We start from the raw sequence: 13974 nt of genomic DNA on the forward strand, positions 1-13974 counted from the left end.
TTTTGGGAGATCACGCATGCGGCGTCTTTTGACCGCAACTCTTGCAGGCCTTTTGTCGACGACTGCGCCTCTCGCCCTAGCGCCGTCGGCGGCCCAGGCCCAGATCTCGATCGGCATAAGCGTAAATTTCGCGCCGCCGCCGCTGCCGGTCTACGACCAGCCGCCGATCCCGGGACCGGACTACCTCTGGACCCCCGGCTACTGGGCCTGGGACGACGATTTCGGCGACTACTACTGGGTTCCTGGCGCCTGGGTGATGGCGCCGCAGCCGGGGCTCTTGTGGACGCCGGGTTATTGGGGCTGGGACGACGGTGTTTATCTGTTCCACCAGGGATATTGGGGGCCGCACGTCGGCTTCTATGGCGGCGTCGACTACGGCTTCGGCTATACAGGCGGAGACTACCAGGGCGGATACTGGCAGAGCGGGCATTTTTTCTACAACCGCTCGGTCAACAATATCACCAATGTCAATATCACCAACGTCTACAACAAGACGGTCGTGATCAACAACGCCCCCCGGGCGAGCTTCAACGGCCCTGGCGGGATTACCGCCCAGCCTACGGCACTGCAGGCGAGCGCCGCGCATGAGCGGCATGTCGCACTGACAGGAGCTCAGACCCAGCATATCAGGGCCGCCTCGGCCAACACCGCCTTGCGCGCCTCAAGCAACCATGGCGCCCCTCCGATCGCCGCAACGACCAAAGCGGGAGTGTTGAGCGGCGCCGGGGTGGTGGCCGCCGCGCACGCCGGCGGCGCCTACAATCCGCCGCCCGTGACCCAGCGCCAGTCAGGCAAGCCCGGCGCCATGCACCCGGTTGCGGCGGCGAAGGCGTCAGGCGCCCCCGCCCCGACGACGCCCCAGCGGCCCGGAACGTCGGCGGCGCCGGCTGCTCGCCCCGAAGGCGCTACGGAGGCCGCTGGTCATCGCCCCCCGATCAATCTGGAAACCAGTCGGCCTTCCGCCGCGCCGTCGCCGGGTGATCGGCGCGAAACGCCGCCAGCGCCAACACCTGCAGCTCGTCGACAACAGCCGATGCCGTCGGCGCCCCTGCGCGAGCGTCCGATGGAGGCCGCGCCTGCTGAACGACAAGAGGGCCAGCCGCCGCGCAGGTTGGCGCCTCAGCCCCCCGAAGAGACCCGCACCGAGCGACCGGCGACGGCAGAACGACCCGCCCCGACAGACCGTCCGGAAGTCGCGCCTCGACCCATGCCGAATGCGGGAGCCGAGGCGGCTCGTCCGCAAGGGCCGCCCCGGACTTCAGCGCCGCCGCCGTCCGCGATGCGCACCGCTCCGCCGCCAGCCGCTCGGGCTCCGGTCAGGCCTCCTCCCGCGCCCAAGCCCCCGCCAAAGCCGGAAAAGGAAAAAGAAGACCACCCGCAGGGCTAGAGCGAATTGCGCAATTCGGGAATCGCGCACCTCGCTCCAATTATCTGATATCGCATAGCTTTTGTGGAAAGACGGCGTCCACTTTTCCGCGCGATGCTCTAGCTTTCGCTAAGACGCCAATCTCGAAAGTCGCTCGCAAATCCAATTGCGGCGCCCCTTCTGGGGTCCCGAGAAATGGTCGAGCGTCGCCGCACTCAATGAAGCGTCCGCGGGGGACTGCGGTGAGCCAGGTGGCAAGAAGGCCGGCGACCGACCTGCTTTACAGGCGCGAGTCACGGCGAAGCTAATCAGAAGGCTCGAACTTCACTCCCGAAAAGCGAACTCTGCTTTTGGGTTTGCAGATTGTGCGGCGACGCCACCGCTCTATGGAGAATAGACGCCGGGGAGGATCTGGTCGAAGTGACGCCGCAGTTCGCCGTAGCACTCGCAAGCATGATCCGAGAGCCGCTGGCGGCTGCGAACAATCACTTTTCCCCGCTGGCGGTGGATCGCCCCAAGCCGCTCGAGCTGTCCCAGGACCTTGGTGACGTAGGTTCGCCTGACACCCAACATCTGGGCTGCTGATTCCTGGGTTAGTTTCATCTCCGGGACGCCCACACGGTCGTTCAAAGCCAGCAGCCAACGCGCCAGGCGCGCATCAAGCTCGTGCGTGGTATTGCAGGCGACAGTCTGCATCACCTGCGCAAGAAGACAGTCCGCATAGCGTGAGAAATGATCGCGGCACGAAGATGATTCCTGCTTGACCTGTTCCAGCGTTTCGATCGGCAAGCGAACAGCTGGACCGGACGACTGGACGACCATACGCGCAAAAGCCGGCTTCGAACCGGCGCTAACAACCCCGCCGACGGCGCCTTCCCAGCCGATCATGGTCGCCTCGGCGCTGTCGCCTTCGCTGAGATCCACGACCATCGCCACAACCGCCGGCCGCTCTAGGAAGTAAATATGGTTCACGTCCTGGCCCGGCTCGAACAGAGCTGCTCCGGCACGCAGATCGACACGTTCGAAGCGGGGTTCGAGCAGCGCCAGGTCGTCTGGATCGAGCGTCTCGAGAAGCCGATTTCGGCATATCGTCGGTAATCGATTCACGCAGCTGTCCTCGGCTTGGCCATCCCGGAAAGATTTAGTCCTCCAGGACCCGGATCCGGGAAGGGCGATGGATCAGTTTCGCTTCGACCAACCTGGCCACGAGGCCCTCCCACAACGCTGTTGAATGCGTCGGCGAACCGGGCCGCTAGTGCTTCAGGTCATCTACAAGGCTTTCGGATAGGGTCCGATTGCTACTGCGCAGTTCTGAACCGGACCGGTCAATCTCACGCAGTGTACTGTTGATGGTGTCCGCCACGGCCCTAAGCGTGGACAAGCTCATGACCACCCTGAAGCTTTCGCCCGCTTCCAGGCGTCCGGTCCTGAATTCTCCCGTAGGCGCGTACAAGGCAGCCACCACGAAATCCTGAGACCGTGCGATCGTCAGCCCGGTGACAAAAACTGGATCCTTAGACATCTTTCTAACCCTTCACTTGCAATCACGAATGTCCGGTCGTGCCGCCGACTTGTAATAAGACGTTTGTGAAGGCGTGTAGCTCCGTGATCGGGGCGCCCTTTCGTCAGGAATTCGGAAGTGATCGGCGGCCGTTCTTGAACAGGCCGGCGCGGGAGGGGTTTGGCTGGTCAGCACCGGGCGATGCCCCTCAATGCGGCCGCAAGGTCTGGCGTTCGCTGTCTGTTTGATCGGCTGCCCCATTCCGGTTCCATCCGGGTGTGGTCGAGCGCTATCTGGACGGTGGTTTTGAACTCGCCGAAGACAAGGCGGCCGCTACAGCGGCTGACGATTCCGGCCTCGCCCCTGAGGAGCAGGCAGTGCTCAATCTCCTGCGCAAACGCCTGGAACGGAGGCCGCGGAGTGACACGCCGCTCAACAGTTAGGGCGAAGGTTTCGTCGCCTGATCAGGAAAGCAGCCGGCCCCTCTCGGCGGTCATGCGGATCGCAAGCCCCTCGGCGCGCCATTCGTGCACGACTTCGCCGCCCAGTTGACGGGTCGTCAGCGCCACCAGCTGGCTGCCGAAGCCGTCCTCGCCTTTGGCCTTACTGAGCCGCGGCCCGCCCAATTCCCGCCAATCGATGCAGACCTGGTCATCGCCTTCCGCGCACTCGATGACTACCCGTCCCTCCGGCGTCGACAAGGCGCCATATTTGGCCGCATTGGTCGTGAACTCGTGCAGCAGAAGAGCGAAACTGGTCGTGGCTGTGCGGTTAAGGGCCAGATCGGGGCCCTTGATTTCAAACCGGACCGGCGGCCCATCCGACGGCTCGTAGGGCGCGGTGATCGCCCGGATGACCTCGTGCAGAGAGGCGGTCGCCTGGGCCGGACCTTCCTCTTGATCAACCCCGGACAGGATCAGTCCGTGCGCCCTGGCCAGCGCCGCCAGGCGCATGCGAACGGCGGAATTGAGTTCCTGCACCGACTTGGCGGAGTGGGCGCTCAGCGCCACCACCCCGCCGGCGAGCGCAAACAGGTTCTTGATCCGGTGGCTCATCTCGCGGACGAGCAAGTTCTGCTGAGCCTCGGCGCGACGCCGCTCGGTGATGTCACGGGCGATCTTCGAAGCCCCGATGATGCGGCCGCTTGGGGTTTTCACCGGCGAGATCGTCAACGAAATCTCGACAAGGCTGCCATCCTTGCGGCGACGGATGGTCTCGAAGTGCTGAACCCGCTGCCCGTTTCGGATCCGCTCCAGGATCAGCGGCTCTTCGTCCAGCCGATCTTCGGGGATCAAGAGGGTGATGGGCCGGCCGACGGCTTCTTCCGGACTGTAACCGAAGAGGCGCGTGGCTCCGGCGTTCCAGGAGGTGATGATCCCGTTGAGATCCTTGGTCAGGATCGCATCGTCCGACGACTCGACGATTGAAGCCAGATGCAAGGCCGCATCTTCCGCCCGCTTGCGCTCGGTGATGTCGATCTGCAGCGTCACGGCCCCGATGAAGGCGCCCTGGGCGTCGAACAGCGGCGTCGGATAGGCCAGGACCGGCGCCAGCGCGCCGTTCGGCTTCTCAGTCACGATCTCGACGCCGAGCAGGGGGCGCTGCTCACGGACTACCCGCGCGAGCGGGCTGTCATCGAGCGCCATCGGCTCGCCATCCGGATAGTGGAGCCGGTAGGCCCCCGTCCAGCGGGTCTCGCCGATGATGGGGCGGCGCCCCCAGAGCGCCGCAGCGATCTCGTTGTAGTACGTTATCACCCCGTCCGCGTCGGTCGCGTAGACCGCGGCCTGCAGATTGTCGAGCACAAGCCGGCAAAGGTCTGGCGAGGAATCCTGTCGGGGCGGCATTTCCACGGGTGGTGGGTTCGGGGGCATTTCCTGCGGGGCCGAAGCCGGTGGCGCTTCGGCTGGTGGCGATGGCGCCGGCGGGTCGGGTTCCGGAGGGATATCTGAGCCTGCAATAGCTGCTCTAGCGCCGGGTGGGCGCGCCACGCCATCCCGCCCGGGATCGAACGACGAAAGGCTTCTTCGGCTCACCGGCTTTGCTTTCGTTAGCATACAGTTCTCATTGACCCACAATTTAGCCCCTCCTTCCAATCAACAAGAGGATGCGCAGAAATATTAGCTGCCTTCGGTCAACTACTCGACACGGAGCTATCGCCGTAAGCTTTGCAATGGCCAGCCAAGCCTTAGCGTAGGAACGTGAATTTGACCGTCACGTTTCTGACAGACGTCTCAAAATGTGGAGAAGAGCAGATGGCCGAACGACTTAAAGGTAAGCTCGTCGCCGTCCTGGCGACGGATGGGTTCGAACAGGCTGAACTCGAACAACCGATAGATGCGCTGAGAAAGGCCGGCGCCGAGGTCGAGGTCGTCGCACCGAGGGCGGGAGAGATCCAGGGGTGGCGACACCATGAGAAGGCTGGAACCACGCCGGTCGGCCGCGCTCTGGCTTCCGCAGCGCCCGAAGCCTACGACGCCCTGGTGCTGCCAGGCGGCGTCATGAACCCCGACGCCTTGCGCCTCGAACCCAAGGCCATCGCCTTCGTCGAGGGGTTCGTCAGGGCCGGCAAGCCGATCGCCGCCATCTGTCACGGCCCATGGACCCTGATCAACGCTGGAGGTGTCGAGGGCAAGACCATGACCTCCTGGCCCTCGCTCGAGGCCGACCTTCGCAATGCGGGCGCCCGCTGGGTCGATCAGGAGGTGGCGGAGGACGGCGTGCTGGTGACCTCGCGAAAGCCCGATGATCTGGACGCCTTCTGCGCCCGGATGGTCGAAGTCTTTTCGCGTGACCGCCCCGCCGCCTGAAGGGCCGCCACACCCATGCCGGCGTCAAAACTGACCGCCTATCGCCGAAAGCGGAACTTCGCGCTGACGGACGAGCCGAGCGGGGAGGCGCACCCCACATCGCTCGGCGCCTTGCGGTTCGTGGTGCAGAAGCACGATGCGACCCGTCTGCACTACGACCTGCGCCTGGAAGTCGACGGGGTGTTCAAATCCTGGGCCGTCACCCGCGGCCCGTCGCTTGATCCGCATGATCGGCGCTTGGCGGTCGAGGTCGAGGACCATCCTCTGGCCTATGGCGACTTCGAAGGGACGATCCCCGAGGGGCAATACGGCGGCGGGTCCGTGCAATTGTGGGACCGCGGCTTCTGGGCGCCGGAAAAGGGCTTTGACCCCGCCAAGGCGCTGAAGGCGGGCCACCTCAAGTTCGTAATGGAAGGCGAGCGGCTGCACGGCGGCTGGGCGCTGGTGCGGATGAAGGACGACCGCCCAGGAGGCCGACGCCACAATTGGCTCCTGATCAAGCATGCCGATGCCGCGGCCCGGCCTGGCGACAGCGAGCTTCTCGCCGAGGACCGATCGGTGGCCTCCGGCCGGACGATGGCGCAGATCGGCGCCGGAACCGGGTCCGCCCCCAAGCCTTTCATGATGAAGGCGCCTGGGAGGGCGGACGCCGTCTGGTCCAGCGACAAGGATCGAAGCGGAACAAGCGCCGCCAAGCGTCCCCGACAGCGGTCCAAGCCAGCGCAGACGCAGCTCCCCGATTTCATCGCTCCCCAATTGTGCAAGGCGGTGGAGACGCCGCCGTCCGGTCCGGGCTGGGCGCACGAAATCAAGCTCGACGGCTATCGCATGCAGCTCAGCGTCGAAGGCGCCGCCGCCATCTTGCGGACCCGCAAGGGCCTGGACTGGAGCGATCGCTTCGCCGCGATCGCACAGGATGCCAGCCCCCTCCCCGACTGTGCGATCGACGGCGAGATCTGCGCAGTCGATCCGGACGGGCAGCCGGACTTCGCCGCGCTGCAAGCCGCGCTCGCCGACGGCGCCACCGCCGATCTGATCTTTTTCGCCTTCGACCTTCTGCTACTGGAGAGCTCCGACCTTCGGCCCCAACCTTTGACCGAACGCAAGGCGCGGCTGAAGGCGCTGCTGGAGCAAAACGCCAGTCAGCGCATCCGCTATGTGGAGCATTTCGAGACCGCCGGACGCGCAGTGCTGGAATCGGCCTGCCGGCTGGACCTGGAGGGCGTGGTGTCCAAGCGCCTGGACGCGCCCTATCGCTCCGGTCGCAGCGAAACCTGGACCAAGTGCAAATGCAGGGCCGGCCATGAGGTGGTGCTGGGCGGCTGGACCACCACACAAGGTCGGTTCCGGTCGCTGATCGGCGGCGTTTATCACGGAAAAAAGCTGATCCATGTGGGGCGGATCGGGACCGGCTTTGGGGCCGCCAAGCTGGAAACGCTATTGCCAGAACTCACGGCGAACGAAGCCAAGACCTCGCCCTTCTCCAGCGCCGCTGCGCCTAGGAACGGGCCGGAGGTGCATTGGCTGAAGCCTGTCTTGGTGGCGGAGATCGAATATGCTGGCTTCACGGCCGATGGCCTGATCCGGCAGGCGAGCTTCAAAGGACTGCGCATGGACAAGCCCGCCCGTGAGGTCGAGGCGGAAGAGCCGGCGCCCGCGACCGAGACTGTCCTGAAGCAGCCTGGACAACGCGTTAGCGCCAAATCTCAGGCGGATCTGCCGGGCGGCCTGCGCCTTTCCCACCCCGACAGGGCCCTGTGGCCCGCTCAGAACGGAGAGCCGCCCGTAACCAAGCTGGAACTCGCCCAATATTTCGCCGCCGTTGGCGAGTGGATGCTGCCGCACATCCAGGGACGGCCATGTTCGCTCGTCCGCGTTCCGGACGGCATAGACGGCGAACGCTTCTTCCAGCGCCACGCCATGAGGGGCGCTTCGGCGCTGATCCGGCTGGTCAAAGTCGACGGCGATCGCCAACCCTATCTGGAGATAGACACTGTCGAAGGCCTGATAGCCGCGGCCCAGATCGCGGCGGTCGAACTGCACCCCTGGAACTGTCGCGCCGGAAGCCCGAACAAGCCTGGCAGGCTGGTGTTTGACCTCGACCCCGCCCCCGACGTCGGCTTCCCGGCGGTCGTGGCGGCGGCCCTGGAAATCAGGGACCGGCTCGAGCGGCTCGGCCTCGTAGCCTTCTGCAAGACCACCGGCGGCAAGGGACTGCACGTGGTGACGCCGCTGGCCGATAGTAATCTGGAATGGCCCCAGGCCAAGAGCTTCGCAAAGGCGGTCTGCGCCGAGGCCGCCGCCGACAGCCCCGACCGCTTCGTGTTGAACATGGCCAAGGCTCACCGCGCTGGACGCATCTTCCTCGACTATCTGCGCAACGACCGCATGGCGACGGCGGTGGCGCCCCTCTCGCCCCGCGCCCGCCCTGGCGCACCGGTCTCCATGCCGCTGACCTGGAATGAGGTTCAGCCGAAATTGGACCCGTCGCGATACGCCATCAGGACCGCTCCCGCTTTGCTCACGCGGACCAAGGCCTGGGCCGATTGGCCGAACGCCGAGCGGCCCCTGGGAGAGGCCATTCGGCGGCTCGAGAGCAGGACACGCCCCCGGCGACGCCAATAGGTCCTCCGCGCGTTGATAGGGTACGACACATCGAAGACATCCAGTGGAGGTCACCATGGCCCTCAGGCCCACCTGGCAGGGGCACCTTCGGCTCTCGCTGGTCACCTGCCCGGTTTCGCTCTACGCCGCGACCACCCGGGCGGGCGACGTCCACTTCCACCTGATCAATCCGAAGACCGACAATCGCATCCGCATGACGCCCACCGATCCCGACACCGGACCGGTAGAGCGGGCCGAGCTGGTGAAGGGATACGAGGTAGACCGGGATCAGTATGTCCTGCTGACCCCGGAAGATCTCGATTCCGTCAGGCTGGAGAGCACCAGAACCATCGACATCGAGCGCTTCGTGCCGGCAGCGGACATCGACCGGCTCTATTGGGACGCCCCCTACTTCCTGGTTCCCGACGGTGACCTAGCCCAGGAAGCCTTCAGTGTGATCCGCGAAGCGCTGAAGGCCTCCGAGAAGCTGGCCCTCGGCCGGGTGGTTATCGCCAGTCGCGAACGGATGTTGGCGTTGGAGCCGCGGGGACCGGGGATGGTCGCCTCCACCCTTCGTTCCGCGGACGAGGTGCGCGAGTCCAGCCCGCTGTTCGAACCGATCAAGCCCGTGAAACCAGATCCGGATATGATCGCCATAGCCGAAAAAATCATCGACCAGCGATCCGGGCCCTTCGATCCGAGCCAATTCGTCGACCGCTACGAAGAGGCTTTGAAGGAGCTGATCGCCAGGAAGAGCAAGGGCCGGCGGCCGGTCTCCGCTCCCGAACCCGAAGACACCAATGTGGTCGACCTGATGCAGGCCCTGCGCCGAAGTCTCAAGAGCACCGCAACCACTGGCGACGCCCGCCACCGCGTCGGCGAGCGATCGAAACGCAGCGGGCGAAAGCGGAGCTCAAAGTGAGCCGATCGGGCCGCTGGAAGGCCGCATGACGCCAAGGCCACCCGGCGCGAAGAGCGCAACGCTCGCTACCGGCTTGAAACCAGAATCCTCCGCCGAGACGGGATCGATGCGCCCCGGCGGCACGTTGAAATCGGCGATCAAATTGCATTGTTGTCGGAGCCAGCGCGATGACCACTTCCAGCGAGCACACACCTTTTCTTAGCGACGTCGCCGCCTTGCGCGATCGGGCGCGCCGCCACCTGGAAAAGGGCGCGGTCACCGAGGCCTATGGCGGCGATGCGGAAAAGACGGTGGAGATATTGCAGTCGGTCCTGGCGACGGAGCTGGTTTGCGTCCTGCACTATACGATGCACTCGGTCGCCGCATCGGGGCTTTCCAGCCAGGGGGCCAAGTCGGAGTTCGCCGAACATGCTCAGGAGGAGCACGAGCACGCTTTGGCCGTGGCCGAGCGCATCTCCCAGTTGGGCGGCGTTCCGAACTTCAACCCCGATGGCCTCGCCAGCCGCTCGACCTCTGAATACGGCGTGGCCGCCGATCTGGTCGACATGATTAAGGAAAACCTGGTCGCCGAGCGTATCGCCGTCGACCACTACCAGGAACTGGTTCGGTATTTCGGCGATCGGGACCCGACCACGCGTATCATGCTCGAAGGCATCCTCAAGACCGAAGAGGAGCACGCTTCTGACATGCACGACCTGCTGGTCGCTCACGAAGGGCGACCGATGCTTCCGTGAAGACCTTGGCAGAGGAACCAGCGCGCATGTCCGCGTGGATTAGGCAGACAATATTGATGCTGCTCATGGCGCCCATTCTTCTGGTGGCGTTGATTTTCGACCTTGCATGGCGCCTGGAAATCCAGACGCGGGAATCAGCGGCGAACGTGCGAGGGCGTCTTCATCCGCCGGTCGCAAAGCACCAATGGACGGGTTCGATCCGGCTCGATTGGCGATTACCGAACACCGACCCCAAATAGCCAGATCAACCCAAGAACAACGATAGCCAGACCGAGGGAAATTCCCAAAACAAATACCAAGCCGCGATGCTCGGCGCCGCGAGCTTTCGTTGCAGGCAAATCGATTCCGTCACCCGCAGGATTTTTTTCCAGGCGCGCCATCGGACATACCTCTCACGCATAAAGCATATGATTCCTAAAGCTTAAATTCATGGATTCGGTTCCGGCGAATCCGGGCGCTCGCGTCAATCGGATCGGACGCAAAACCAGATTTGGATTTCGGTAAAACGCGGAAGGAAACTATTACGTTCTCAGCGCATTAAATATGTTCGCTTGAGTTACCGCAAGGAGCCAGAAGATGCGCTCGATATTGCTTTATGCTTTGGGTATTCCCATCCCAATCATACTTCTACTCGCCCTCTGCACACACCACTTTTGACGTGTAGGAGGGCGCGCCTCATGGCCGAGTTTGCGCTCCATCCAACGCGCCGATAGTGACGACTCTTCCCGTCTCGTGGCCGGCGCCACCAGTGTGCTCCTGACCATTCTCTTTCCCGGATTGGAACATGAGCTGGCGGGCGGTCTGTTCGCAGCGCGGCGATTGTTGACCACCCTTTACGCCTGAACTCGCCGCCGCCGTAGCTATCCAGATCTTGTCCATGTGGCCCGGAGACAAGTGGTTAGCAGCTCAGATTTGGCGAGGGCGCCCGGTCCCTACGTCCGCAGCGGCCAGAAGAATTGGCCGCAGCGGACGCGCGCTCCGTCAATTCCACCAATGGTGATGATGATGGTGGTGGTGGTGGTGGTGATGATGGTAGTAGGCTCGAGGGGTCCACGCCCAGCCGTTCCAGTAATATCCCTGATCCCGATACCACTGTGAGGCATGGTGGTGATGATAACGGGGAATGAGCGCCCACCCCCCACCGTTCCAGTAATAGCCGTTATCTCGATACCACCGCCAGGAGTGATGGTGGTGGTGGTGATGGTGATGATGATGGTGCGCCCAGTATTGCACCGGCTGTAAGCTCAGCGCCGGCTCGCGCATAGCGTCGTCGGCGGCCAGGCGGGCGCTAGCGTCAGGCACAGGGTCCAGCAAGTCGGCGTAGCTGAGGGCGGGCGGGATCGGATCTGCGGCTGCGATCCTGGGCGCAGCTGCGCTAACCATCAGGGCGGCCGCGGCCACGCCGGTCAGCCAAAAAGTCCTGATTTTCATACGTAACATCCTTTCGTTCAGCTTCTGCCGCCCGGCGCAAATCGCCGAACGTCCGCCCGCCTCTTGCAAACGCCCAAAACGGCCCTGGATCGGGCTCGGGCGTTCAATTTTCGCCTCGCTCACTTTTCGCCTTCACGCGGGCTGCGCGAGCGAGGTTGCGATAGGTTCCATCGAAGATGGTCCTGGTGTCGGAGGTCCATCGTGTGCCTTCCGCAAGGCGATCGCGGCTGACCGCCAGGCGGCGGCTGCGCATTTCGCGCTGAGCGGCGCTTTCGGCGTCCATCGGCTCCAGCGTCAAGTCTGGATCGGCCGGCACGATCGTGAAGGCCATGAACGGCTCGCCCTTGCGGAACACATGAGTCACGCCCGGCGGCGGCGCACGAAAGATGCTGAAGAAGATCATTGGCCACCATTCGCTCCGGATCAGCGCGGGAACAGCGAGCGGCGTCGAATGGGTGGGATCGGTGAAATAGCGCGGGTGCGGCTCTGTGCGCACCGCAAATCCCGGCGGCGCATGGAGGTCGAGGGAAAGTTGGTAGGAATAGTAGTCGTCGCCAAACGGCCGAAACGGCGGCCATACCTCGACCGATGGCGGGGGCGCACCCCAATCGGCGTCCAGGCGGACCCTTCCGTCGACCGAGGTGACGCGAAGCTCGACGTCGTAGGGATAGACCAGTTCGACCCCATAGCGCGCGCTTTCCGAAAACGGAATGCAATGCCAGGGCTGTTCATGTCGCCCATCCGCACGGGGTTCCTTGGCCCCGGCCCAGCCGGGCACCTCGATACGGATCAACTGCGGCGCCGGCCGCTCGCCGAACTGACGGAATTTCACGACCGGCATGACATACCCTCACCACGCAATCGCCTTTAGCCGCTTGGATGATGCAGGCCTGGTGAACCTGGCATGAACGCGGCGAACCGACGGCAGTTCATCATCCGGAGGTTGGATCGACGATCGAATTCCGGGCGGGCGCGGCAGTCAAAAGCTCGATCTGGCTTGGGCTAAGCCGGCTGCAGACCCCGCAATGGAGCCGCCGGCGGCTCCCAGAAAAGCTTGGTTCGGGCGTGCGGGGAGCACACAAAGCGGGCAGCGACGCCGCCATCTTTCAGATGGATTCTGATCTCGGCGGCTTCGCCCTGATCGGCTCGGTGCTCGCCGATCCGTCTGGCTTCGAACTCAGCCGCCGCGCCAGTGGCGAAGCGTTGCTTCACGCCAAGGCTCGGAGCCAAAACAATCCAGCCCTTTTCATCAGGCTGGACGGAGATCGCATGCAACACGACACCCTCCTGTCTGGTGATGGAACAGCCGCGATTTAGTCGCCATCGGGTCTGCCGCAAGGGTTGCTCTTTCATTCGATCCGGCCTCGACAATTTTTTTTCGACGACCCCTTGAAGGCCCAATCCCGCCTCCTAAATCGTTCGCCGTCGAGCGCCGATTGGGCTCGGCGGGTCAGGGGGCGCCGGGATGCTTCCAGGCGCCTCTCAGCTCCAACTTGCTCAGTGAGGAGATGGAAATGAGAACCGCGATCGACTTTTCACCCCTGTATCGGTCGATGATCGGCGTCGACCGGATGGCCAGCCTCATGGACGCGGCGATGAAAAGCGATGGGGATGTGACCTATCCCCCTTACGACATCGAAAAGACCGGCGAGGACAATTACCGTATCAGTCTGGCTGTCGCCGGATTCGCCCTGAGTGAACTGCAGGTCACCGCACAGCCGAACCTTCTGACGGTCGCAGGCCGCAAACCCCACCGTGAGGAAAAGACAAGCTTTCTTCACCACAGCATCGCGACCCGCAGCTTCGAGCGCCGCTTCGAACTTGCCGACTATGTGGTGGTCAAAGCGGCGTCGCTTGAGCACGGCCTCCTCGTGATCGACCTCGCGCGCGAAGTTCCGGAGCCGCTGAAGCCGCGGCAGGTCGAAATCCAGACCAGCCCCCAGACGGCCCAGCCTGAACGGCTGAAGGATCACGGCGCGCGCCGCGCTGCCTGAACCATCCACGAATCCAACCTTGGCCGGAGCCCGATCCGGCTCCGGCCCTTCTTCGCACGCAGGAAAGGAGGACGACCGTGAACGTGCGTGATCTTGTACCCTGGCGCCGCAACAATGAACGCGGCCGCAATCTGGCGGTCCTTGGTGAGGAAAGCCCATTCCTCGAGCTTCACCGCGAGGTGAACCGCCTATTCGACGAGGCCTTCCGCGGCTTCGACGCAACGCCGGCCTGGAGCGGCGCTTCGCACTGGCCGCAAGCCGAAGTCGAAGAGAGCGAGAACGACTATCGTATCAGCGTAGAGTTGCCCGGCGTCGATGAGAAAGATGTCGAGGTTGTGATGCATGAAGGCGTGCTGGTGGTGCGCGGCCACAAACGCTCGGAAATCTCAGACGCTGGCCGCGCGGTTACAGAACGGACCTACGGCCGCTTCGAACGTCGCTTCGCGCTACATGACGTCGATGAGGACCGCCTGTACGCGAAGTTCCACAACGGCGTGCTCACCATCATCGCACCCAAGGCCCCAGATTCCCGCGATAAAGCCCGCCGGATTCCGATCAATCAACCGAGCCTGACCCACTGACCAGTGCAGGGCCGGCCCACACGCGCCGGCC

At 63.9% G+C, this 13974-nt stretch carries 13 protein-coding genes; 7 read left to right on the top strand and 6 right to left on the bottom strand.

The window, feature by feature from the left end; genetic code table 11:
- Positions 1-16: 16 nt before the first annotated feature.
- Complete coding sequence (locus KCG34_RS05125; RefSeq protein WP_211939315.1) at positions 17-1387, top strand: YXWGXW repeat-containing protein; 1371 nt, start codon at positions 17-19, stop codon at positions 1385-1387.
- 363 nt (positions 1388-1750) lie between these two features.
- On the opposite strand, the gene KCG34_RS05130 is transcribed toward KCG34_RS05125, so the two are convergent.
- Positions 1751-2473, bottom strand: a complete 723-nt coding sequence (locus KCG34_RS05130; protein WP_211939316.1) for a Crp/Fnr family transcriptional regulator — start codon at positions 2471-2473, stop codon at positions 1751-1753.
- 858 nt (positions 2474-3331) lie between these two features.
- The gene (locus KCG34_RS05135) at positions 3332-4672 is read right to left on the bottom strand and encodes a PAS domain-containing HWE histidine kinase family protein (RefSeq protein ID WP_211939317.1); all 1341 of its coding nucleotides are present in this window, start codon (positions 4670-4672) and stop codon (positions 3332-3334) included.
- Between the two features lie 450 nt (positions 4673-5122).
- On the opposite strand from KCG34_RS05135, the gene KCG34_RS05140 reads away from it, so the two are divergent.
- The 4 genes from KCG34_RS05140 (at position 5123) to KCG34_RS05155 (ending at position 9937) form a co-directional block, all read left to right on the top strand.
- Positions 5123-5677, top strand: coding sequence for a type 1 glutamine amidotransferase domain-containing protein (locus KCG34_RS05140; RefSeq protein ID WP_211939318.1), 555 nt, complete (start codon positions 5123-5125; stop codon positions 5675-5677).
- 15 nt (positions 5678-5692) lie between these two features.
- Positions 5693-8302, top strand: coding sequence for a DNA ligase D (gene ligD / locus KCG34_RS05145; protein WP_211939319.1), 2610 nt, complete (start codon positions 5693-5695; stop codon positions 8300-8302).
- 55 nt (positions 8303-8357) lie between these two features.
- Positions 8358-9203 carry a non-homologous end joining protein Ku gene (gene ku / locus KCG34_RS05150; protein ID WP_211939320.1) on the top strand — a complete coding sequence of 282 codons (846 nt, stop codon included), beginning with the start codon at positions 8358-8360 and terminating at the stop codon, positions 9201-9203.
- A gap of 167 nt (positions 9204-9370) precedes the next feature.
- Positions 9371-9937 carry a ferritin-like domain-containing protein gene (locus KCG34_RS05155; protein ID WP_211939321.1) on the top strand — a complete coding sequence of 189 codons (567 nt, stop codon included), beginning with the start codon at positions 9371-9373 and terminating at the stop codon, positions 9935-9937.
- Positions 9938-10152: 215 nt separating this feature from the next.
- Here KCG34_RS05155 and KCG34_RS05160 read toward each other — a convergent pair whose 3' ends face one another.
- The 4 genes from KCG34_RS05160 to KCG34_RS05175 all read right to left on the bottom strand — a co-directional run bounded on the left by KCG34_RS05160 (position 10153) and on the right by KCG34_RS05175 (position 12646).
- Positions 10153-10317, bottom strand: a complete 165-nt coding sequence (locus KCG34_RS05160; protein WP_211939322.1) for a hypothetical protein — start codon at positions 10315-10317, stop codon at positions 10153-10155.
- Positions 10318-10918: 601 nt separating this feature from the next.
- Positions 10919-11491 carry a hypothetical protein gene (locus tag KCG34_RS05165; protein ID WP_211939323.1) on the bottom strand — a complete coding sequence of 191 codons (573 nt, stop codon included), beginning with the start codon at positions 11489-11491 and terminating at the stop codon, positions 10919-10921.
- Complete coding sequence (locus KCG34_RS05170; protein ID WP_211939324.1) at positions 11472-12209, bottom strand: hypothetical protein; 738 nt, start codon at positions 12207-12209, stop codon at positions 11472-11474. Before KCG34_RS05170 ends, KCG34_RS05165 begins: the two co-directional genes overlap by 20 nt.
- 161 nt (positions 12210-12370) lie before the next feature.
- Positions 12371-12646 (bottom strand): hypothetical protein, encoded by a 276-nt coding sequence (locus KCG34_RS05175; protein WP_211939325.1) that lies wholly within the window; start codon positions 12644-12646, stop codon positions 12371-12373.
- A 236-nt stretch (positions 12647-12882) separates the two neighbouring features.
- Between KCG34_RS05175 and KCG34_RS05180 the strand changes: the two genes are divergently transcribed.
- Positions 12883-13362: an Hsp20 family protein gene (locus KCG34_RS05180; RefSeq protein WP_211939326.1), complete on the top strand. Its 480-nt coding sequence runs from the start codon at positions 12883-12885 to the stop codon at positions 13360-13362.
- Between the two features lie 77 nt (positions 13363-13439).
- A complete protein-coding gene (locus KCG34_RS05185) occupies positions 13440-13943 on the top strand; it encodes an Hsp20/alpha crystallin family protein (protein WP_211939327.1) in 504 nt (167 codons plus the stop codon).
- Positions 13944-13974 lie beyond the last annotated feature (31 nt).

This window comes from Phenylobacterium montanum, from assembly GCF_018135625.1.
Lineage (GTDB): Bacteria > Pseudomonadota > Alphaproteobacteria > Caulobacterales > Caulobacteraceae > Poindextera > Poindextera montana.

What these genes read in the sequence shown, in the direction of transcription:
- KCG34_RS05170 (WP_211939324.1), bottom strand. Translation starts at nt 12,209, where the DNA reads ATGCCGGTCGTGAAATTCCGTCAGTTCGGCGAGCGGCCGGCGCCGCAG.
- ku (WP_211939320.1), top strand. Translation starts at nt 8,358, where the DNA reads ATGGCCCTCAGGCCCACCTGGCAGGGGCACCTTCGGCTCTCGCTGGTC.
- KCG34_RS05180 (WP_211939326.1), top strand. Translation starts at nt 12,883, where the DNA reads ATGAGAACCGCGATCGACTTTTCACCCCTGTATCGGTCGATGATCGGC.
- KCG34_RS05155 (WP_211939321.1), top strand. Translation starts at nt 9,371, where the DNA reads ATGACCACTTCCAGCGAGCACACACCTTTTCTTAGCGACGTCGCCGCC.
- KCG34_RS05140 (WP_211939318.1), top strand. Translation starts at nt 5,123, where the DNA reads ATGGCCGAACGACTTAAAGGTAAGCTCGTCGCCGTCCTGGCGACGGAT.
- KCG34_RS05125 (WP_211939315.1), top strand. Translation starts at nt 17, where the DNA reads ATGCGGCGTCTTTTGACCGCAACTCTTGCAGGCCTTTTGTCGACGACT.
- ligD (WP_211939319.1), top strand. Translation starts at nt 5,693, where the DNA reads ATGCCGGCGTCAAAACTGACCGCCTATCGCCGAAAGCGGAACTTCGCG.
- KCG34_RS05160 (WP_211939322.1), bottom strand. Translation starts at nt 10,317, where the DNA reads ATGGCGCGCCTGGAAAAAAATCCTGCGGGTGACGGAATCGATTTGCCT.